The following is a 21,559-nucleotide window of genomic DNA, read 5'->3' on the forward strand; positions in this document are numbered from 1 at the left end:
AAAAGAATTTTTTATATAGTTTGTATATTAATCATTGAAAAAACAAATAAATATACAAATGTTTTATTATCAATAAATTATAAGTGAGTATTCTAGCAACAGAGCAAGTCAGTCATTCGTTCCATGATAGGTGGTTATTTACTGATCTTCATTTTGGCTTACAAAAAGGGGACAGAGTGGCCTTGGTAGGTATCAACGGAACAGGTAAGTCAACTTTGCTCAAAATTCTCGCAGAACAGACAGTTCCGACAGCAGGAAAAGTTGTTAAAGAACGAGGTATAAAAATCGGCTTCTTGTCTCAGGAACCAAGCTTTAGCGGAATGGAAACCATTAACGATTTTATCTATAGCCCGGATAATGAACAGCAGCAGTTAATAAAAGCGTATGAAAATTTATTGAATAGCAATAAAATAGACCAACAACGATTAGCGGAACTTACTGACAAATTGTCCGCCATGGAAGCTTGGGAATACGAGCATAACATTAAAACAATTTTAAATAGGCTACAAATTTCAGACTTTAATCAGACAATAGACAGTTTATCTGGTGGACAGAAAAAACGTCTATCTTTGGCTAAATTGCTAATAGACGAGCCTGATGTCTATGTTTTAGATGAACCAACCAATCATCTAGATATAGAAACAATAGAATGGTTGGAAAAATTATTAACCACAGGAAACAAGACTGTTCTTCTGGTTACCCATGATAGGTATTTTTTAGATAATGTTTGTACAGAAATAAGAGAACTAGATAAAGGAAATTTATATATCTATAAAGGAAACTATACATACTTTCTAGAAAAGAAAGCCGAGCGCGAAGCTATAGATGCGATAACGGCAGAAAAAGCACAGAATTTACTTAGACGGGAATTAGAATGGATGCGTCGTCAACCTCAAGCACGGGGAACCAAATCAAAAGCACGAATCGACGCTTTTTACAATTTAGAGGAAAAGTCGAAAGGAATACAGAAAGCGGAAAATGTACAACTTTCCGTGAAGATGAGTAGGCAAGGTTCCAAAATATTAGAACTAGAAAATATTTCAAAATCGTTTTCCAATACCAAAATTATTCATTGCTTTTCGTACACTTTTAAGAAAGGCGACCGAATAGGACTAGCTGGAAAAAATGGGAGCGGAAAATCAACTTTTCTAAATTTGGTAACGCAGGTATTATCTCCAGACCACGGTCATGTCGTGGTAGGCGAAACTACCAAATTTGGATATTACAAACAAGAAGGTCTTATATTTAAAGAAGACGATCGCGTATTAGATATCGTAAAAAATATAGCAGACTATATTGAAATGGCCAATGGTGACGTCATTACAGCTTCGCAATTATTAACATTATTTTTATTTCCTCCAGAAAAGCAATACAATTTAGTAAGCCGCTTGAGTGGAGGGGAAAAGAAACGCTTGCAATTGATGCGTGTGTTGATGTCTAATCCAAACTTCTTAATACTCGATGAGCCTTCCAACGATTTAGACATTGATACATTAAATGTTCTCGAAGCTTTTTTGGAAAATTATCCAGGCGTACTATTATTAGTTTCCCACGACCGATATTTAATAGATAGGTTAACAGAACAACTTTTCATTTTTGAAAGTGAAGGAAACTTAATCATCTGCAATGGCAACTACGCGGACTACAAACTGGAACAGGAGGAAAATACACGTAAGGAAAAAAATCAAATAAAAAACGTACAACCCGAGAAGTCTACACGAAAATCAAGAATAGAGAAGAAAAAACTATCCTACAAAGAGCAACTCGAATACGAATCTTTGGAAAAAGGAATTACCGAAATTGAACTTATAATCAAGCAAAAAACGAATATATTAAATACCGTCTCGGATCATCAAGAGTTAACGTCGATTGCCTTAGATATAGAAAAATTACAAAAAGAGCTTGATGTTAAATCGGAACGTTGGTTAGAACTATCGGAATATATATAATTCGTTCCACGTGAAACAACATTAAGACATATATTTTTCACGTGGAACATCAGTACATAAATAAAATGTTTAATAAGTATAATATAATAGTAGTGGGCGCTGGTCATGCAGGATGTGAAGCAGCAGCAGCAGCAGCCACTCTGGGATCGTCAGTTTTATTGATAACGATGAATATGGGGGTTATTGCTCAAATGAGTTGTAACCCGGCCATCGGGGGTGTAGCGAAGGGTCAAATTGTCAGAGAAATTGACGCAATGGGTGGATATACCGGTATTATCGCAGATAAATCAACGTTACAATTTAGAATGCTGAATCTTTCTAAAGGTCCGGCAATGTGGAGTCCGCGTTCGCAAAATGACCGGATGCGTTTCGCAGAGGAATGGAGACTCACACTTGAATCTCTTCCTAACGTCGATATGTGGCAAGATACCGTCAAAGAAGTAATTGTTGAAAACGGACGGGCACGAGGGGTTGTTACATCGCTTGGTATTAGAATAGAAGCAGACGCGGTGGTGCTTACAAATGGTACGTTTTTAAATGGTATAATACACATAGGCGAAAAAAAGATAGGAGGGGGGCGTACGGGAGAAAAAGCAGCAACGGGACTTACAGAACAATTGACAACTTTGGGTTTCGAATCTGGTAGGATGAAAACAGGAACTCCTCCTCGCGTGGACGGACGATCCCTTAACTACTCTCTAATGGAGGAGCAGTGGGGAGATGAAAAAAAAGGACGATTCTCCTATACTGACGTTGATATACCGACGGAACAACGCTGCTGTTGGATTACCTACACCAACGATAAAGTCCATGAAGTGCTAAAAACAGGGTTTGAAAAGTCACCCATGTTTACCGGTCGCATAAAAGGATTAGGTCCTCGATACTGTCCATCTATCGAAGATAAGATAAACCGATTTGCCGAAAGAGATAGACATCAAATTTTCGTAGAACCAGAAGGTTTCAAAACAGTAGAGATATATGTAAACGGCTTTTCCACATCTCTTCCGGAAGATGTACAATTGAAAGCAATGCGTTTAATACCGGGTTTTGAAAACGCGAAAATGTATAGACCCGGATACGCTATAGAATATGACTATTTTCCTCCTATGCAGCTGGATCTAACGTTAGAAACGCTAAAAGTCAAACACCTATTCTTTGCCGGTCAAATTAATGGAACGACTGGCTATGAAGAAGCAGGAGCACAGGGATTCATCGCAGGTGTAAACGCCCACCAACGAATTAATGATCTACACGAGTTGATATTAAAACGCTCAGAGTCCTATATAGGAGTCCTGATAGACGATCTGGTAACCAAAGGGACCGAAGAACCCTATCGTATGTTTACTTCTAGAGCAGAACATAGACTTCTCTTGCGACAAGACAATGCAGATATTCGACTTACGCCTCTTGCACACAAATTAGGTCTGGTAACTGACGAACGTCTAGAAAAAGTGAATAAAAAAGTAGCAGATTCTGACTACTTAGTGAATTATATGAAACAAAATAGCGTTTCAATAAGTGAGATGAACCCCGTTCTAGAAGAAGTAGGTTCCAGTCCACTGACCCAAAAATCAAGAATGTTCAGTGTATTAAGTCGACCGCAAATCAACATCACCGATATTGCAAAAGCGAACACAGAATTTAGTAACTTGCTGAATCAATATGAAGAGGAAACTATCGAACAAACAGAAATAAAGGTTAAGTATGACAGTTACTTCGCAAAAGAAATGGAGATAGTAAATAGAATGAAGAAGATGGAAGACAAAGAAATAAATCCAAATTTCGACTACAATTCGCTTACATCCCTTTCCATCGAAGCGCGTGAAAAGCTATTAAAAGTAAAACCACGAACGTTGGGGCAAGCCTCACGTATTTCAGGAGTTTCTCCATCTGATATCAGTGTATTAATGGTACATATGAGTTAATTAATTGATTTTCAATACATTAATAATTAATAATAAAACTTCAAATAAAGCCTTATAAGAGATTATTTTTAATTTTATGAGTCATAAGCCCAAAATACATAAAAGTGCGTTAGATAGCTTTAAAATTACAAATTTACAAAATATAGTTATCTATAGTTTTATTCTATTGATGCTTTCTAGCTTAACAAGATGCGCAAACATGCAGCGTCCCACAGGAGGACCGAAAGATTCCATACCGCCAAAATTGCTAGAGGTTTCCACATCGAATTTCACGACAAATTTTGTTGAAAAAAGGATTACTCTTCGATTTGATGAATTCATTAAATTGAATAACCAATACAAAGAATTTAGTATAAGTCCGGATGTTGAGGATATCGTAGATTATCGAGTAAGAAAAAAAGATCTGATTATTACCTTGCCTGATTCATTGGAAGAGAATACCACCTACACGATCAATTTTGGTAAGGGATTAGTAGATTACAACGAAAGCAACCCCTTTATAGATTACAACTATGTATTTGCAACAGGAGATGAACTCGACTCTCTTTCCATTAGCGGCTCGGTCATCAATGGTTTCACGAGAGAATTCGATCAAAAAAAAGATGAAAACATAAAGATTCTTCTAATTCCGACATCACAAGACTCTATATTTGGAAAAAGAAAAGCTAACATATTTGCCAACGTAGATACCTCCGGCAATTTTAAATTCAGTAATCTAAGGGAAGATACTTATAGAATCTATGCATTAAAGGAGCAGAATAATGACCGTATTTTTAACGGAAATGATGAATGGATCGGTTTTCTGAAAGATAGTATACACTTAGATAAGGATATAGCAAATATAAAACTTGAAATAACAAAAGCATATCCTAAAGACTTTCGTACGTTGGAAAAGAAATTTGAACCAACTGGCTATATCCTATTAACCTTTACAAAACCAATAGAACAACCGGAGACAAAAATTCTATTTCCCGCAGAATTAGATAATAATAAAATAGAAAAGTACAGTCTTAATAACGACTCAGCCAAAATCTATATACCAAAAACAGAACTTGATTCTATAAAAATAGAATTAAGAGATAGAGGCGAAATAATAGATACTATCTTTATCAGAACAAATAAAAACGCAAAATTCGATAGGGAGGTTAAACCTATATTAAGCATTACAAATAAGGTAGATCGTGTCCGTCATATTACATTGACAAGTGCAAGCCCACTGGCTAATGTTGATAAATCAAAAATCCTTATTCATGAAGACTCCGTTTCCAGAAGAAACTTCCAATTACAGCAGGATACCATAAATAGAAACTTATATCATATACGTTACAACTGGCGTCCTAAAAGAGACTACGAGTTGGTTATTCAAGAAGGAGCTATGCGCACACCATTTGACGACATCAATTTAGAATCGAAGACGAGATTTACCCTAGATGAATCAGATAATTATGGTAATATCAATTTCACTGTAAATGGATTGGATTCTACGATGAACTACATTGTAGAACTTATTGACGAAGCAAAAGAAAAGGTATTTGATAGACGGCCTCTTCATGCATCAAATCCTAAAATTAATTATAATAATTATCCCGGAGGTAAATATTCGTTACGGATTATTTATGACGCGAACAATAACGGAAGATGGGATCCGGCAGACGTTTACGCAAAAAAACAAGCAGAAAATATCTGGTACTTAGATAAAACATTTACGATCCGGGCGAATTGGGACCAAAATGAGACAATCGATTTAAAATAAAGTACTTTTAAAACCACGAACTATATAACACATAATTGTGTGGCAATTGCTGTAGCATGGCCAATTGCTCATCTGTTAATGGCTTTATCTTTCTGGCTGGAACCCCAGCATATAGATAACCCGATTCACATACCGTGCCTTCTAAAACAACTGCACCAGCAGCGACAATGACGTTCGTTTCTACAATAGCTCTATCCATCACGATAGCGCCCATACCAATCAGCACATAATTATGTACCACACACCCATGCACAATGGCACCGTGCCCAATATTCACATAGCTACCAATATCAGTCCCGTTTTGATGATACGTGCAATGGATAACAACACCATCTTGGATATTGGTATAATCTCCTATACGGATATAATTCACGTCTCCTCTTATCACGGCATTGAACCAAATAGAGCAATGTTCTCCGATGACGACCTCACCTACGATTGTCGCGTTGTCAGCTATAAAAACAGATTCATGAATCTGCGGATATACATCCTTTACTGGTAAAATAGTAGGCATATTTTCTGTCTAACTTTAAAAATATTATAGAACCGTGTCCTTTAATTCTTCAGACTTATATGGAAAATCCGTCGTATAATGCAAACCTCTACTTTCCTTACGTTGCATAGCTGATCTAACTATTAAATAGGAAACCTGTATAACGTTACGCAACTCACACAATTTCACCGATAACTTAGTATTTTTATAAAATTCCTCCGTCTCCTCATAAAGAAATCCAAGTCGCCTCATTGCTCTGTCTAAACGAAAATCCGATCGCACTATCCCTACATAATCGCTCATCAATTTCTGCGTTTCACGTAAGTTATGCGTAACCAATATCTCTTCATTCATCAATTGGACCTTGGATTCATCCCAACTCGGAATATTCGTAGCATAATCCAATGTATCTAGCGTTGAGGAGGCATCGCTAAAAATTCGATGAGCATATACTACTGCTTCCAACAAAGAATTTGAAGCTAAACGATTAGCTCCATGAAGCCCGGTAGAAGAGCATTCTCCACAAGCATACAAATTATGAATAGAAGTCTTTCCCTTTTCATCTACCATGATACCACCACATAAATAGTGCGCTGCAGGCGTCACCGGGATATAATCTTTTGTCATGTCCAATCCAACCGAAATACATTTTTCGTAAATGTTGGGAAAATGGGCAATGATATCTGCTCTCTTACGGTGTGTAATATCCAGGTAAACAAAATCAAGTCCAGATTTCTTCATTTCATTATCTATCGCTCTAGCAACAATATCGCGTGGCGCTAAAGATGCTCGTTCGTCATATTCTTCCATAAAGGACTCTCCAGTCGCTCGTCTCAAAATTCCGCCAAAACCGCGCACCGCTTCAGAAATAAGAAAAGATGGTGATTCCTTCGGATTGTATAATGATGTGGGATGAAACTGGATAAATTCCATGTTTCTGACCTTACCCTTTGCTCTATATACCATTGCAATTCCGTCACCTGTAGCGATTGTCGGATTTGTCGTACTCGCATATACATGGCCTGCGCCTCCAGAGGCCATCAATGTCACCTTACTAAGAAAGGTTTCAATCGTATTGCTTCTCGTATTCAATGCATAGATCCCAAAACAGCGGATATCATCAGTACTTCTATCAACATGGACACCTTGATGATGCTGGGTGATTAAATCGACAGCAAAATAATGTGTTAATATCTCGATATTCGAATGTTGATGCACCTTTTCCAGCAGTGCCCTCTCTATTTCATAGCCTGTAATATCTTTATAATGAAGAATACGATGGTTGGAATGTCCTCCCTCTCGAGCTAGATCATAATGCTCATCGTCAACCTTATCAAAATTGGTACCATAATCAATAAGCTCCTTAATCCTTTCCGGAGCCTCCCTAACAACGTTTTCCACAACATCCACATGGCATAATCCATCTCCAGCTGTCTGTGTATCAGTAATATGCTTTTCGAAGCTATCTGATTTATCCACAACGGCAGCTACCCCTCCCTGCGCATATTTGGTATTCGATTCGTCTTCGTTAGACTTGGTGACTATCAATACTTTACCCAATTCGGCTGCTTTAAGCGCAAAACTCAACCCAGCAATGCCAGAACCAATTACCAAAAAATCTACGTGTCTATGTATCATAAAGTATATAGCGGAACAATGCTCTATTTATTATAGGGAACAAATTAACAAAATATGTGGAAAACCTGTATAAAAAGGGTGAACTAAAAATGAAAACTTTATAACTTTCCACAATTGGCATGCAATTCCCACAAAACAGATATAAAAGTTAAGATAAAATCAACCTAATATTAACAAATTGTAAATAACAAACATTCAACAAAAAATTATAGAAAAAGAAAATATCAAAAAATCACTTCATTGAAAATCAAGCCTTAAACTTCTCTCCAATGTGGACAACCTGTGGAAAACGAAAGAATAAACATATTTCCAAATAAAATTTCAGTCACTTATCCCCAATTTCCACAAGCTAATAAACAACAAGATTCTTTCTTTAAAAAAACATTATCATTTATTGAAAAAAGGGAATGTGGATTTCGTTTGATTTTCTTTCTTTACCTTTGTATCGTTGTTTAGTCAAACTAAGGAAGCTAAATAGAGAGAGAACTAATGAATGCAATTTTTGAAAGGGATTTGGAAGCGAAAGGCTATATAGATGAACCTATCAACCCTACAATAGATATTGTAGCTGAAATTCAGCGACTTAAAAAAGAAAAGAATGCAGTTATCTTGGCACATTATTATCAAGAGGCTGAGATTCAAGATATTGCTGATTATATTGGAGATAGCTTAGGATTATCTCAACAAGCTGCTAAGACGGATGCGGATGTTATTGTCTTTGCTGGTGTACATTTTATGGCTGAAACAGCTAAGATTCTATCTCCCTCAAAAAAAGTATTATTGCCCGATCTGAAAGCAGGATGTTCGTTATCAGATAGTTGTCCACCCCATCTGTTTGCTAAGTTTAAGGAGAAATATCCAGACCATGTGGTTATTACCTATGTCAACTGTACTGCGGAGCTAAAAGCTTTATCGGATATTGTGTGTACTTCGAGCAATGCGGTACAGATCGTGGAAAGCTTACCGGAAGATCAAAAAATTATCTTCGGACCCGATCGTAATCTGGGGGAATATGTCAAAAAGAAAACCGGTCGTGATTTGGTGTTATGGAATGGTGCATGTATGGTGCATGAGATTTTTTCTCAGGATAAGATTGCGGATTTAAGGGAACAGTTTCCAGAAGCGAAATTCATAGCTCATCCGGAATGTGAAGATCATATTTTAGCAGAAGCGGATTATATCGGATCCACCTCTGGGATGCTAAAATTCACAATTGAGGATAGTGCACAACAATATATTGTTGCTACAGAATCTGGTATTTTGCACCAGATGCAGAAAGCTAGTCCTACGAAGACTTTTATCCCTGCGCCACCAAATAATGTCTGTGCTTGTAATGATTGTCCGCACATGAAACTGAATACCTTGGAAAAACTTTATAACTGTCTATATTACGAACGCCCGGAAGTAGATTTGCCCATGAATGTGGTTGAACGTGCAAGAAAACCGATCGAACGGATGTTGGAAATATCTGAAAGATTGGGATTATAAGTTGTTGTGGGAAGAGGACAAAAAGAATAAGGATAAAATGTTTGATAACAAAGACAAAACAGAAATAAACGAGTTAGGAGAATTTGGTTTGATAGCGCATTTAACCAAGACGGTAGAGCTTACGGAACCGTCAACGGTAAAAGGTATCGGTGATGATGCGGCAGTATTGGATTTTTCTGACAAGAAAACATTGATATCCACCGATCTATTGCTCGAAGGTATTCATTTTGATCTCCGGTATGTTCCATTAAAACACTTGGGATATAAAGCGGTACAAGTCAATTTAAGCGATATTTATGCCATGAATGGCAAAGCTTCACAGATTACTTTTTCGATAGGCTTATCTTCTAAATTTCCGTTGGAAGCGGTAGAAGAAATCTATGAGGGAGCACTGATAGCTTGTAAAAAATATAACGTGGATCTTATAGGTGGTGATACTTCGGCGTCCGCACAAGGTTTAGTTATTTCTGTTACAAGTATTGGATATGCGGAAGCAGCTAAAATAGCTTATCGTTCAGGCGCAAAAGAAGGTGATTTACTTTGTGTAAGTGGTGATTTGGGCGGTGCTTATGTAGGATTACAGCTTCTGGAGCGTGAAAAGCAAATTTTCTTGGAGAATCCACAGATTCAGCCGGATTTGGAGGGAAAAGACTATATTGTGGAGCGACAACTAAAACCGGAAGCACGTAAGGATGTGGTGGAATTATTTGAAATTTACGGTATACAACCCCATGCGATGATTGATGTGTCCGATGGGCTAGCTTCGGAGATATTACACATTTGCAATGCATCTAAGGTAGGATGTAAATTATATGAAGATAAAATACCAATCGATCCGATGACCTACGATACTGCTCGTGAATTTGGTTTAGATCCAACAGTATGTGCGCTAAATGGAGGCGAAGATTACGAGCTACTGTTTACTGTTCCGCAGGAGCAATACGATAAAGTAAAGAATCAGTTGGATATTACGATAATCGGTTATATAACGGAAGAAGCGGCTGGCTGTGAAATGATTTCCAAATCGGGAAATGTACATCCGATTAAAGCGCAAGGTTGGAATGCTTTTAAAGGTGCTGATAGGTAAGCTCGTACCACAAGCACAATTTGGAATTGTTACCCCGTGGTGGGAAAATTTGGTGGTTTTTATTATCTTTAGGACTGTTAATCAGTCGTAAACACAATGAAGCAGCCTATCTGGATACCGTCTGAACAATATATTAAATCATCCGTCCTTTATGATTTTCAACAATTTGTAGAACAGCGCTATAATCGGTGCTTTCTGGATTATACGGCTTTTCATCAATGGTCGATTGAAAAGCCGGACAGTTTCTGGGAAGCTATCTTGTTGTACTTTAAAATAGATTATGATGGAGAATATGAACAGGTGTTAAAATGGAAAAATACAAATACCGATTTTATTGATGCTAGATGGTTTGAAGGTATTTCTTTAAGCTATGCGGAACATATCTTTTGCAAGAAAAAAGGCGCTGATCCCGCTATAAAGTATACAGATGAGATAGGAAATTACCAGGACATCACATGGAATGAGCTGCGTGAAAAGGTATCCTCCATACAGCAATTTTTAAAAGAAAAAGGTATTCAAAAAGGAGATAGGGTAGTAGGTATATTAAACAATACAACGGAGACGGTCGCTATTTTTTTAGCCGCGAATTCTTTGGGTGCCATTTGGTCTTGTTGCTCACCAGATTTTGGTGATAAGAGCATTGTCGAGCGTTTTGCACAAATAGAACCTAAAATATTATTTATGGAGTTGGATTATCAATACAATGGCAAAACATTCTCTAAAAGAGAAACATTGGATTTTATCCAAAATCATATTCCGTCGATTGAGACAATAATTGCTGTTTATGAAGAAGACTGGAAATGGATATTTACTAATTATCTTCCGCAGGTATTACATTTTTTGCGCGTACCTTTTTCTCATCCGATATGGATTTTATATTCTTCGGGTACGACAGGCAAACCCAAAGCGATCACACACAGTACCGGAGGAAATTTGTTGGAACACTATAAAGCCTTGGCTATCCATCAAAATGTACAATCAGGAGAGAATTTTTTGTGGTATTCTACCACAGGATGGATGATGTGGAATTATGCGTTGTCTTCCTTGCTCTGTGGAGCTACACTTTGTTTGTTTAATGGAGCTATCCACCATTATGATCACCAGGCATTTTGGCAATTTGTAAAACAGGCAAACGTGCATCATTTAGGAGGAGGGGCGGCATATTTTTCAGCTATTTATGATCTGAAAATAGAGAGTTATGAACCAAAGGTAATAGGTTCGACCGGTTCACCTCTGTCTGTAACTACTTTCGAAAATCTTCAGAAAAAATTTCCAGGTACACATATCATATCATTAAGTGGCGGAACAGATGTATGTAGTGCCTTTTTATCTGGATGTGCATATTTACCTGTGTATGCTGGAGAGATTCAATGCCGAACATTGGGATCAGATATCGTAGCCATAAATGATCAAGGTGAGGACGTAAATAACGAAGTCGGTGAATTGATTATTAAGAAACCCATGCCTTCGATGCCACTTTACTTTTGGAATGATAAAGAACATGAAAAATACAGAGAAAGCTATTTTTCTGAGTGGAAAGGCGTATGGAGCCATGGCGACTGGATTTCTATTATGGATCATGGTGGTATTGTGATGTATGGACGTTCGGATGCTACGTTGAATCGAGGTGGTATACGCATCGGCACGGCAGAAATATACAATGTTGTGAATGAAATGGATGGTGTAAGGGATAGTTTGGTCATTTCGACGGATAACGAGAAGGGGCAATCGAAGATGCTATTATTTATCCAATTGGATCTAGGAAAAGAATTGGAAACTATTGTTCCTCTGATCAAAATCGAACTTCGTAAGCAATATAGTGCACGGCATGTGCCGGACTTATTTTATGTTGTCAATGATATTCCTTATACATTGAGCGGCAAAAAACTGGAAATTCCAATTAAGAAAATTTTCTCCGGTTATCCGATAGAGAAAGCTGTTACAAAAGATGTAATGCGTAACCCCGAATGTCTGGAAGAATATATACAGATATACGTACACACACTAGGGCAGAGCTTTTGTCCTGCTCCTCCCCAAGTTAACCCTTAAAAAGTATTTTACAGGGATATTATAGGGTATTAAAAGGGGTTTAACCCCTACTAACCCCCTACTAACCCCCTGTTATCCCCATATAAACCCCATATTAATATACAAGCAGTATATAATCAGAAGAAAACAGGGGGCATGCGTATTCTAATTGAGGAATCTAAACCTGTATCACCCCTACATTATACCGATCCATAGTCGGGTTTTGGTTAGCGGCTTCTATGCCCATCGAAATAATCTTCCGTGTGTCTTTTGGATCAATAACGCCATCCACCCAAAGGCGTGCGGCAGCGTAATAAGGACTAAGCTGTTGATTATATTGCTGCTCAATCTTGGAAAGCAACTCTTTCTTTTCTTCTTCTGATAACGATATTCCCTTCGCTTTAAGTGCAGCTTCCTGTATCTGTAATAATGTTTTCCCTGCAGAAGCACCGCTCATAACAGCCATTTGAGCGGTAGGCCAAGCATATATCAATCGTGGGTCGTAAGCTTTTCCACACATCGCATAGTTACCTGCACCATAGCTGTTGCCCACGACAAAAGTGAATTTAGGCACGACTGAATTTGACATCGCATTAACCATTTTAGCACCATCTTTGATGATACCCCCATGTTCTGACCGGGAACCGACCATAAATCCGGTGACATCCTGAAAGAATACCAACGGGATCTTTTGTTGGTTACAGTTCATAATAAACCGCGCGGCCTTATCTGCGGAATCCGAATAGATAACACCACCCATTTGCATTTCGGTGGCGTTGCCAGGTTTCTTCGCTTTAACCATTTCGCGTTGATTGGCCACAATACCTACTGCCCAGCCGTCAATGCGCGCTAAAGCGCAAATTAGTGTCTTACCATAATCTTTTTTATATTCTTCTAACGAATCTCTATCTACAATGGCTTTCAATATTTCCAGCATGTTATAGGGTTTCAGGCGATCTTCGGGAAGATTTTTATAGATATATATTGCTGGAAATTCGGGTGATTTACTCGTAATACGCGAGAATTGATTTTTATCGGTTTTACCGAACTTGTCTACAATATTTTTGATGGCGTCTAGGCAACTATTGTCGTCGGGATATTTATTATCGGTTACGCCAGATATTTCGCAATGTGTAGTAGCTCCGCCTAGGGTTTCATTGTCAATGACCTCACCAATGGAAGATTTTACCAAATAGGAACCAGCTAAAAAAACAGAACCTGTACCTTCTACGATCAATGCGTAATCCGACATTATAGGTAAATACGCGCCTCCGGCGACACAAGAGCCCATAATGGCTGAAATTTGCGGGATACCCATCGCGGATATTTTGGCGTTATTTCTAAAGATGCGGCCAAAGTGTTCTTTATCTGGAAAGATTTCGTCCTGCATAGGCAGATATACACCCGCAGAATCTACCAAGTAAATAATGGGCAGGTGATTTTCCATGGCAATTTCTTGCGCTCTTATATTCTTTTTTCCGGTAATGGGAAACCAGGCCCCGGCTTTTACCGTTGCATCGTTGGAGACGATGATACATAACCTATTTTTCACATATCCCATGACGACAACCACTCCACCATTTGGACAACCTCCATGTTCTTCATACATACCATCCCCTGCGAAGGAACCAATTTCTATATAAGGACTATCGTCGTCCAAAAGATAAATGACCCTTTCCCATGCAGTCGTTTTTCCTTTTTCTTTATGCTTTTCTATCTTGCTTAATCCACCCCCAAGAAGAAGTTTTTCATATTTGCTTTTGAGTGTCTTTAGTAGGTTTTCCATTCTTTATCCCCCTTTCCCAAAGATAACAAAACCTTCAGGAATTTAAATTCTGCAATGTCTTCTATTGAAAACCTTTTAATATCATATTTGTTTTTATAGGTGAAAATATGAATATTTTAAAATATAGCTTATTTTTTATATATTTAACAAATATAGATGTAAACTTCTAAAATATGATATTGCAAACACAACAGAATGAACAATTAGCTTTGGTACGGGACAGCGCCCGACAGTTTGCTAAGGAATTTATTATGCCTTATGTGATGGAGTGGGATGAAAAGCAATTTTTTCCTGTGGAATTGTTCAAAGAAATGGGGGATTACGGCTTTATGGGAGTATTGGTTCCGGAGAAATATCAAGGTGCCGGTCTAAGGTATCAAGAATATATCACAATCCTTGACGAAATATCAAAAGTGTGTGGTTCTATCGGATTGTCTTTAGCGGCGCATAACTCGTTGTGCACCAATCATATTTTATCATTTGCAAACGAAGAACAAAAAGAAAAATATCTTCCGAAATTGGCAACTGCGGAGTGGATTGGCGCTTGGGGACTTACGGAAACAGGTTCTGGTTCGGATGCAGGAGGTTTGACAACAACTGCTGTACAGGACGGGGATTATTTTATAATTAATGGCTCCAAAACCTTTATCACCCACGCCATTAGTGGAGATGTAGCTGTTGTGATGGTGCGAACAGGTAATAAGGGAGATAAGCATGGTGTTACAGCATTTATCATTGAAAAAGGGACACCTGGTTTTACTGCCGGTAAAAAAATAGACAAATTAGGTATGCGTGCGTCAGAAACGGCAAGTTTGTTTTTTGATAATTGTCGCATTCACAAAAATCAGGTCATTGGTGAGGTAGGCAACGGATTTGTTCAAGCATTAAAGTTGTTGGATGGTGGGCGTATTTCCATTGCTGGACTCTCATTAGGTATTGCCCGGGGAGCATATGAGTGTGCACTGCGGTATGCAAATGAGCGAGAACAGTTTAATAAGAAAATATTTGATTTTCAAGATGTTGGTTTTACCATAGCAGATATGGCTACAAAAATCGATGCAGCTGAATTATTGATACGAAGAGCAGGACATTTAAAAGATATGGGTCAAAAAGTTACCAAGGAAAGTGCAATGGCGAAGTACTATGCTTCAGAAGTTGCAGTAGAGGTATCTAATCAGAGTGTGCAGGTGCATGGTGGTTATGGTTTTACGAAAGATTATCCGGCAGAAAAATACTTTAGGGACGCAAAATTATGTACGATTGGAGAAGGAACAAGCGCCATACAAAAGATGGTTATAGCAAGAGAAATTAGAAAAGATGTTTGATAAAGAAACAACACAATTAATTGAATGTCCTCGTGACGCTATTCAAGGGATTAAGTCTTTTATTCCCACAGCGAAAAAAATTACTTATATCAATCAGCTGATGGAGAGTAACGTATTCGATTGTATTGATTTTGGGAGTTTTGTATCGCCCAAGGCTATTCCGCAAATGCAGGATACCATACAGGTTCTAGAGGGATTAGAAAAGAAGAATGATACAAAATTATTGGCGATTATTGCTAATAAAAGAGGGGCTGAAATTGCGAAACCGTTGTCTAATATTGATTTCTTGGGTTATCCATTTTCGATTTCTGAGACATTTCAGCAACGAAATGCCAATTCTACCGTGGAGCAATCGTTTCAGCGGGTAGAACAGATTAAAAATATCATGGTGGGAGGTAGACAGGAGCTGATTGTGTATATTTCTATGGCATTCGGTAACCCTTATAACGATCCTTGGAATATCGACTTGGTATTGGGGTGGATAGAAAGGGTTTCCGCGTTGGGAATATCTCGTTTTTCCATTGCAGACACGACGTCAGAAGCAACACCCGAGAGCATTAAGATGTTATTTACGTTAATAGAACATACATTTCCCAAGTTAGAATTTAGTATTCATCTGCATAGTCGAGCAGAAAATGCACTTTTGAAAATCGAAGCGGCATATGAGGCTGGCTGTCGTATTTTTGAAGGAGCCATAATGGGCTATGGTGGCTGTCCTTTTGCACAAGATGATCTGGTAGGTAATATTCCTATGGAAATGTTGTTGCGTCGTTTCGGAAAACCAAATGAAAGCAAAATACAGACTTTATTGACGGAGTTTCAGGAATTGATTGCGACTGTAAAATAAAGAATGGAAAAGCGATATCTTTGATATATGCAGACAATAACATATCAATACATCAGGGTAAAAAAAATAGATTTCCGGATGGAAGTTACGCTTGCACGGCCGGAGAAACGGAACGCGTTTACACCGACGATGGTGAACGAAATAGCACATGCTTTTCAAGGCGTAAATGACGATGACGGCATTAAAGTGGTTATGTTAAAAGCCGAAGGCCCTGTTTTCTGCGCAGGTATGGATTTGAAAATTTTTCAGGATGTCGATTTGGATATGCAGAATCCGCAGATCAAAAATAAAGATCTGTCTTTAGGAGAAGTGTTTGCCCGTTTGCACAAACCGTCGATAGCCATTGTTGAAGGAAATGTTATTGCTGGCGCATTTCTAATAATTGCCGGATGTACTTATGTCTTCTGCTCGGAAAACGTACAGTTTAGATTGCCGGAGTTAAATCTCGGAATATTCCCATTTCAAGTTATGGCGAGTTTATTGCAGGTGATGCCGGAAAAAAAGATGTTGCAGCTGTGTTTGCATACCGACTATTTTTCTGCTCGAGAAGCTATGGAATACGGGTTGGTGGACGGATTTTTGGAAGAGATGGATATAGAAGATTTTTTAGCTAAATTTAATAATATTAGCTCGTCCGCAATTGTTGCCGGTTTTAAAGCGGCAAGAGAACTCCCCTCTGTTGCCAGTGAGAAACGATACGGCTTTTTGTTAAAAAAGTTGTATGAATTGAAGTCTTCCGAAGAGGTGAAAAATCGAATTGTCTAGAACGCTATTCTCCTCCTATGTTACATCTTCTTATTGCCCCGAATGCTTTTAAACATAGTCTGGACGCTCGGCAGGTTGCAGAGGCCCTAAGCGAAGGTTTTTCCCAGAGCCGACTAGACTGTTGTACTACGCTGTTTCCTATTGGTGACGGAGGTGATGGTACATGTAAACTTTTGTGTGAAAAATTAGAAGGGAAGTTAGTGACAACGACTGTTTTGGGACCGTTAGGAACGATCATTGAAGCTTCATATTGCCTGGTAGAAGATGGGAAAACTGCTATAATTGAAATGGCCGATGCATCGGGTATCCGTTTGATAAAAGAAGAAGAACAAAATCCGCTTCAGGCAAGTAGTAAAGGTACCGGCCAATTAATCTTGCACGCGCTGGAACATCATAAGGTAGACCAGATTATTTTAGGGATGGGAGGGTCAGCTACGGTAGATGGTGGGTGTGGTATACTTCATGCTCTTGGTGTACGATTTTTTGATAAGAAAGGAGAGGAACTTAACCCAATTCCCGAGCAATTACAATATCTAGGACGTATTGACACAAGCGGGTTGAACAAAAGCATATTAGGTATTGACATTAAGATTCTTTGTGATGTAGAAAATCGTCTTCTTGGAGAGGAGGGGGCAGCGCACGTTTTCGGACCTCAAAAGGGAGCTTCTCCAGAACAAGTGAAAGTTTTAGATAGTTTTCTACGTCAATTGAGTGATATTGTTTTACAAACGACGGGGAAGAATATGACGGATGTAGTTTCTGGAGGTACAGCAGGAGGTGCGGCTGCGGGCATGTATGCTTTAGCGAATGCACAATTGGTAAATGGAATAGCTTATTTTCTGCAAAAGACGGGTTTTGAAGACGTGATAAAAACGGCTGATTGGCTCATCACGGGAGAGGGGAGTCTCGATGAGCAGACGCTGTTAGGTAAGGCTCCGGTAGGCGTGGCCTCTTTCGCAAAGCAATATGGAATTCCAACTGTGGGAATAGCAGGAAGAGTACCATTAGAACCTTCATCTGCGTTATTGGATATGTTTGATGTACTCCTGCCCATTAGTCACGAAGCTATGCCGCTGACGAAAGCACTTGCAAACACGGAACAGAATCTTCGTCGTACAGCGCAAGCTTTAGGAAATATACTGGCTTGTAGTAATAAAAAGAACTAAGCTACATATTCGGACTCGTAACAAGGTTCTTTTTTTCCGATGGAGAAATTATTGAATCCTAGCCCTATTTCTATTTCTAATAAACGTTGTTGAAGCATTTCCAAGATCGCCAAGAAATTGAATACAAGTTGTACTTTGTTCTCTGAATTTTTGATGATTTGTTGGAAATCCAGCGTTTTATTCATTTCTATCAATTGTGCAATTGCCGTCTTCTGCTGTTCGATAGTATATGGAAATTTTACGACCGTATGAGTAACTTCTTGAATACGATGGGTAAAGTTGAACATTAGTTTTTCGTACACTATCAAGAGTTTATATAGGTCGAACGAGGATAACTCTTCATCCGTTGTATCGGTATATCTTGCGATCTTATTGTCCTTCGCAATATTCCCACGGGTGTGTAATCTTGTTCGATTTTCTTCTAATACACGTAACTCTTCGCATATCCCCTTGAATTGCTTGTAAAGAATAAGCTTCTGGGTTAGTTCTTTCTTCAGGTCAATCTCATTTTCCGCGTCATCCAGCTCTGGTCGAGGCAAAAGCATTTTTGCCTTGATACGCATCAATGTAGAGGCTACAAATATAAACTCACTGGCTAGCTCTATATTCAAGGACTGCATTTTCTGAATATAGTCTAAAAAATCATCTGTTATTTTAGAGATAGGTATATCATGGATGTTCAACTCATCCCTTTCGATGAAGAAAAGCAAAAGATCGAAAGGACCTTCAAATTGCTCTAGTTTGATTTCGTAACCTGTTTGCATATCCTGCTCAAAAATAGAAAATCGAACACGAAGGCAACATTATATTTATCCACAATTTACGTTCTATTAACAATAGTTGTGACTTGTACTAACCCTCCTTAACTTTTGATGTCGCATCCAAATTTTTGAGGTCTGTAGAAACTCATTCTTAGTACTACCTCTATCCTCAAAGATTTGAAGCGACGATTTTTTTGGTTCTTTTTTGAGGAAAAAAGAACAAGAATAAACTTTTATTGTTCTGTAGTTTAGGGAATAAGTTATTAGTTTTGTAACTTATTTTATATAATTGAAAATATGCAAGTAGAGGCAGGTCCACTATTACAACAAATAAATTATCCGTCCGACCTTAGGAAGCTGAAACCAAGTGATTTGGAAGAAGTATGTCGTGAATTGAGGCAATTCATTGTTGATATTGTTTCTGTGAACGGTGGACATTTTGCAGCTAGTTTGGGCGTCGTAGAATTAACCGTTGCGTTACATTATGTATTGAACACACCTTACGATCAAGTTATTTTTGATGTGGGGCATCAAGCGTATGGGCATAAAATATTAACAGGCAGAAAAGAGACCTTTCATACAAATAGGATTCTAGGAGGAATATCTGGTTTTCCAAAAAGAAGCGAGAGCGAATATGATGCTTTTGGTGTCGGGCATTCTTCGACCTCTATTTCAGCCGCGTTGGGAATGGCCGTTGCCTCGGAATATAAAGGAGAGAAAGATAGACAACATGTGGCGGTAATCGGTGATGGAGCGTTAACCGGTGGAATGGCATTTGAAGCCTTAAATCATGCAGGGATTGAAAAATCTAATTTATTGGTTATACTCAACGATAATTGCATGTCTATTGATCCCAATGTGGGTGCGATGAAAGAGTATTTAACCAGTATTACGACGTCTAGGAGTTACAATAAATTTCGGGACGAATTAATTGCTGTATTGGCCAAAATTTCGAAGAATGGACCGGATGCTTATGGGTGGGCGAAAAAACTGGAGCAAAGTATTAAGGGAACATTGTTGAAGAATGCGAATTTATTCGAATCGTTAAATTTCCGTTATTTTGGTCCGGTAGATGGCCACGATGTGACGAAACTGGCAAAAACCATCGAAGATCTTAAACATATCCCCGGACCAAAATTGTTGCATGTAGTGACCGTAAAAGGCAAAGGATATGCATTAGCGGAGAAGGATCAAACGAAATGGCACGCTCCGGGTCTATTTGATAAAATCACGGGAGAGATCAAGAAATCGGTTTTAGATAAACCGCAACCACCTAAATATCAAGATGTTTTCGGATATACTTTGATAGAGTTGGCGGAAGCCAATGATAAAATTATGGGTATTACGCCAGCGATGCCTTCTGGATCATCGTTAAACATGATGATGAAAGCCATGCCTAATCGGGCGTTTGATGTGGGCATAGCAGAGCAACATGCGGTGACCTTTAGTGCAGGTTTAGCTACCCAAGGGTTGATACCTTTTTGTAATATCTATTCCTCATTTATGCAGCGGGCTTATGATCAGGTTATCCATGATGTAGCATTGCAGAAATTGAACGTTGTCTTTTGTTTAGATCGCGCAGGGGTTGTTGGAGCTGACGGTCCAACACACCATGGAGCATACGATATCGTATATATGCGTTGTATCCCGAATCTGGTTGTTTCTGCTCCAATGAACGAAGAGGAGCTTCGCAATCTTATGTATACGGCCCAATTACCGGATACTGGCCCGTTTGTCATTCGCTATCCACGCGGCAATGGCGTAATGGTCGATTGGAAACGCCCGTTCGCCAAGTTCGAAATTGGAAAAGGACGCAAATTGCATGACGGTGAGGAAGTAGCTATTCTGAGTTTCGGCGCTATTGGAAATGAAGTTATAAAAGCTGTTCAAACATTAAATGAAGAAGGTATTTACCCGGCCCATTACGATTTACGGTTTGCAAAACCGTTGGACGAAGATTTGTTACACGAGGTGTTTAAGAAATTCAATAAAGTTATCACAGTAGAAGACGGGAGCATTATGGGAGGAGTTGGTTCTGCCGTGTTGGAATTTATGGCAGACCATGGTTATGGAGCGAAACTGCTTCGATTAGGAATTCCCGATGAAATCGTTGACCATGGAGAACAAGCAGAGCTTTGGAAAATATGTGGATATGATGCTTCGTCTATCGTAATACAGGTTAAAAAATTGACCGCAGGAATAAAAACAGATACCATGGTGTCTTAGTAGAATGATATAGAAAGACTTAAAGCGGGATTTAACAAATTCTGCTTTTTTTTGTGTTCAAAAATTCCCTATATTTATAAACGAAATAAGCCTAATAGTTTTCCACATTAAAGAAGATTATACTGTGTTTTAATCTGGAAAAAGCGGTATTTAAAAGTCGAAATTCTGTATGTTGAAAAAATAGTTTTGACAAGGTTTTTTGGCAATAAAAGCGAATAATTTTTATATAAACGTCTGTTTAATAGATTGTTATGTTTTTTTTAACATTTTAGTTTTTTTGGTCGTTTTTTTTTGTCATCTTCGTCTTAAGAGAAAGTTTTAA

General features: G+C 38.4%; 15 protein-coding genes. 11 read left to right on the forward strand and 4 right to left on the reverse strand.

The window, feature by feature from the left end; genetic code table 11:
• Positions 1-83 precede the first annotated feature (83 nt).
• The 3 genes from G5B43_RS09855 (at position 84) to G5B43_RS09865 (ending at position 5,627) form a co-directional block, all read left to right on the forward strand.
• Positions 84-1,949, forward strand: a complete 1,866-nt coding sequence (locus G5B43_RS09855; protein WP_165294576.1) for an ABC-F family ATP-binding cassette domain-containing protein — start codon at positions 84-86, stop codon at positions 1,947-1,949.
• Positions 1,950-2,014: 65 nt separating this feature from the next.
• Positions 2,015-3,874: a tRNA uridine-5-carboxymethylaminomethyl(34) synthesis enzyme MnmG gene (mnmG, locus tag G5B43_RS09860; RefSeq protein WP_165294577.1), complete on the forward strand. Its 1,860-nt coding sequence runs from the start codon at positions 2,015-2,017 to the stop codon at positions 3,872-3,874.
• A 199-nt stretch (positions 3,875-4,073) separates the two neighbouring features.
• The gene (locus tag G5B43_RS09865) at positions 4,074-5,627 is read left to right on the forward strand and encodes an Ig-like domain-containing protein (RefSeq protein ID WP_240904832.1); all 1,554 of its coding nucleotides are present in this window, start codon (positions 4,074-4,076) and stop codon (positions 5,625-5,627) included.
• A 7-nt stretch (positions 5,628-5,634) separates the two neighbouring features.
• On the opposite strand, the gene G5B43_RS09870 is transcribed toward G5B43_RS09865, so the two are convergent.
• Positions 5,635-6,141: a gamma carbonic anhydrase family protein gene (locus G5B43_RS09870; RefSeq protein ID WP_165294579.1), complete on the reverse strand. Its 507-nt coding sequence runs from the start codon at positions 6,139-6,141 to the stop codon at positions 5,635-5,637.
• A gap of 24 nt (positions 6,142-6,165) precedes the next feature.
• Positions 6,166-7,758: an L-aspartate oxidase gene (nadB, locus tag G5B43_RS09875; protein WP_165294580.1), complete on the reverse strand. Its 1,593-nt coding sequence runs from the start codon at positions 7,756-7,758 to the stop codon at positions 6,166-6,168.
• Positions 7,759-8,247: 489 nt separating this feature from the next.
• Between nadB and nadA the strand changes: the two genes are divergently transcribed.
• The 3 genes from nadA (at position 8,248) to G5B43_RS09890 (ending at position 12,382) form a co-directional block, all read left to right on the forward strand.
• Positions 8,248-9,246, forward strand: a complete 999-nt coding sequence (nadA, locus tag G5B43_RS09880; RefSeq protein ID WP_165294581.1) for a quinolinate synthase NadA — start codon at positions 8,248-8,250, stop codon at positions 9,244-9,246.
• A 37-nt stretch (positions 9,247-9,283) separates the two neighbouring features.
• Positions 9,284-10,333, forward strand: a complete 1,050-nt coding sequence (gene thiL / locus G5B43_RS09885; RefSeq protein ID WP_165294750.1) for a thiamine-phosphate kinase — start codon at positions 9,284-9,286, stop codon at positions 10,331-10,333.
• Positions 10,334-10,429: 96 nt separating this feature from the next.
• Positions 10,430-12,382 carry an acetoacetate--CoA ligase gene (locus G5B43_RS09890; protein ID WP_165294582.1) on the forward strand — a complete coding sequence of 651 codons (1,953 nt, stop codon included), beginning with the start codon at positions 10,430-10,432 and terminating at the stop codon, positions 12,380-12,382.
• 157 nt (positions 12,383-12,539) lie between these two features.
• Here G5B43_RS09890 and G5B43_RS09895 read toward each other — a convergent pair whose 3' ends face one another.
• Positions 12,540-14,147 carry an acyl-CoA carboxylase subunit beta gene (locus G5B43_RS09895; protein WP_165294583.1) on the reverse strand — a complete coding sequence of 536 codons (1,608 nt, stop codon included), beginning with the start codon at positions 14,145-14,147 and terminating at the stop codon, positions 12,540-12,542.
• Between the two features lie 173 nt (positions 14,148-14,320).
• Here G5B43_RS09895 and G5B43_RS09900 point away from each other — a divergent pair, with 173 nt between their 5' ends.
• Genes G5B43_RS09900 through G5B43_RS09915 form a run of 4 tightly spaced genes read left to right on the forward strand, consistent with a single transcriptional unit; the run spans position 14,321 to position 18,250 of the window.
• Entirely contained in the window at positions 14,321-15,472 is a 1,152-nt protein-coding gene (locus G5B43_RS09900) for an acyl-CoA dehydrogenase family protein (RefSeq protein ID WP_206367311.1), read from the forward strand.
• Positions 15,465-16,319: a hydroxymethylglutaryl-CoA lyase gene (locus G5B43_RS09905; RefSeq protein ID WP_165294584.1), complete on the forward strand. Its 855-nt coding sequence runs from the start codon at positions 15,465-15,467 to the stop codon at positions 16,317-16,319. The genes G5B43_RS09900 and G5B43_RS09905 overlap by 8 nt, the downstream gene beginning before the upstream one ends.
• 27 nt (positions 16,320-16,346) lie before the next feature.
• Positions 16,347-17,084 (forward strand): enoyl-CoA hydratase/isomerase family protein, encoded by a 738-nt coding sequence (locus tag G5B43_RS09910; protein ID WP_165294585.1) that lies wholly within the window; start codon positions 16,347-16,349, stop codon positions 17,082-17,084.
• A gap of 17 nt (positions 17,085-17,101) precedes the next feature.
• Positions 17,102-18,250 carry a glycerate kinase gene (locus G5B43_RS09915; RefSeq protein ID WP_165294586.1) on the forward strand — a complete coding sequence of 383 codons (1,149 nt, stop codon included), beginning with the start codon at positions 17,102-17,104 and terminating at the stop codon, positions 18,248-18,250.
• Here the strand turns inward: G5B43_RS09915 and G5B43_RS09920 are convergent.
• Entirely contained in the window at positions 18,247-19,014 is a 768-nt protein-coding gene (locus tag G5B43_RS09920; protein WP_165294587.1) for a segregation and condensation protein A, read from the reverse strand. The genes G5B43_RS09915 and G5B43_RS09920 overlap by 4 nt on opposite strands.
• Positions 19,015-19,308: 294 nt before the next feature.
• On the opposite strand from G5B43_RS09920, the gene dxs reads away from it, so the two are divergent.
• A complete protein-coding gene (gene dxs / locus G5B43_RS09925) occupies positions 19,309-21,237 on the forward strand; it encodes a 1-deoxy-D-xylulose-5-phosphate synthase (protein ID WP_165294588.1) in 1,929 nt (642 codons plus the stop codon).
• Positions 21,238-21,559 lie beyond the last annotated feature (322 nt).

Origin of the sequence: Sphingobacterium sp. SGR-19 (assembly GCF_011043555.1) — a bacterium.
In the GTDB taxonomy this organism is placed as follows: domain Bacteria; phylum Bacteroidota; class Bacteroidia; order Sphingobacteriales; family Sphingobacteriaceae; genus Sphingobacterium.